The sequence below is a fragment of the Roseateles sp. P5_E11 genome (assembly GCF_054049355.1).
The window spans coordinates 1-1094 of the sequence record NZ_JBFUMO010001037.1 but is presented as its reverse complement, the minus strand read 5'-3'; the positions used below and the strand labels follow the sequence as shown (position 1 = coordinate 1094).

2 protein-coding genes are annotated in these 1094 nt (G+C 63.7%); both read right to left on the bottom strand.

Going from position 1 to position 1094, the window contains the following annotated elements:
• Positions 1–377, bottom strand: a 377-nt coding sequence (locus ACXJKR_RS33210; RefSeq protein WP_457326482.1) for a septation protein IspZ, incomplete at its 3' end; no start/stop codon positions are given.
• Complete coding sequence (msrB, locus tag ACXJKR_RS33205; RefSeq protein ID WP_056198333.1) at positions 374–799, bottom strand: peptide-methionine (R)-S-oxide reductase MsrB; 426 nt, start codon at positions 797–799, stop codon at positions 374–376. The genes msrB and ACXJKR_RS33210, both read right to left, overlap by 4 nt.
• Between the last annotated feature and the right edge of the window lie 295 nt (positions 800–1094).

Sequence of the window (1094 nt, the reverse complement as noted above, 5' to 3'; positions counted from 1 at the left end):
CCGAACGCTGCCTGCGAGATCCACAGCGTCAGCGCCATGGCCCAGTACAGGCCGGTGGGCTTCCACTTGATGAAGGTCTCGTTGTGGAACCAGATCGTGGCACCGCCCAGAGTCACGACCAGCACGAGGCTGATCCACAGCATCAGATCGATCTTCTTGCCGCGCAGCTTCAGGATGGCCGCCTGCGCCAGCGTGGCGATCATGACCACCAGCGTGGCCAGCAGAACCGGCGCTTCCTGGGCGCCGACAACGCCGCCGGAGACCAGGAAGCCGAAATGTTCGGTCGAGAACGCTGCCGCTGCATCGGCGTGCCCTTCAGCGCCTTTGAAGACGATGAAGAAAAGGATCAGCGGAAGAAAGTCGAGCAGCAGTTTCATGCGCCGGGATTGTCTTTCACGAAATCGATGGAGGCGGAGTTGATGCAGTAACGCTCACCCGTCGGCTCGGGACCGTCCGGGAAGACGTGTCCCAGATGCGAGCCACATTTGTTGCAGCGGACCTCGACCCGCACCATGCCGTGGCTGCTGTCGACGATGCGTTCGATGACTTCGCTGTTGACCGGGGCCCAGTAGCTCGGCCAGCCGCAGCCGGCGTCGAACTTGGTGTCGGACTCGAACAGCGGCGTGCCGCAGCCGATGCAGTTGTAGTGGCCGTCCTTGAAGTGGTCCCAGTACTTGCCGCTGAAGGCGCGCTCCGTCCCCGCATGGCGGGCGACCTGGTACTGCGTGGCATCGAGTTGCTCGCGCCATTCGGCGTCGGTCTTTTGGACGGGGTAGGTCTTGCTGGAATCGTGGCTCATGATGAAAAGGACACTTCGGGGCTTGGGGCCCGGTCAGGCGGCAGGGCCGCGTCGCCGGGAAGAGCGGGTTCGTCGAACGGGCGACTCAGAACTTTCATCAGCCGGCCAGTTTAGTGAGAGGGCCGAAGGCCTCGCTCACCCGGGTGTTTCCCCGGGGTGCAAGGGTCGCGGTTGTGACGTTCAGGTGTCGGACCCCGGGACTAGACTGGCCGGAACCTGTTCGCAGTCTCCCCATGGCGCCCGTTGCCCCGCAAAGGCAGTGGCTGCAAGACGCAAACCGCAGTCGGGCTGGTTG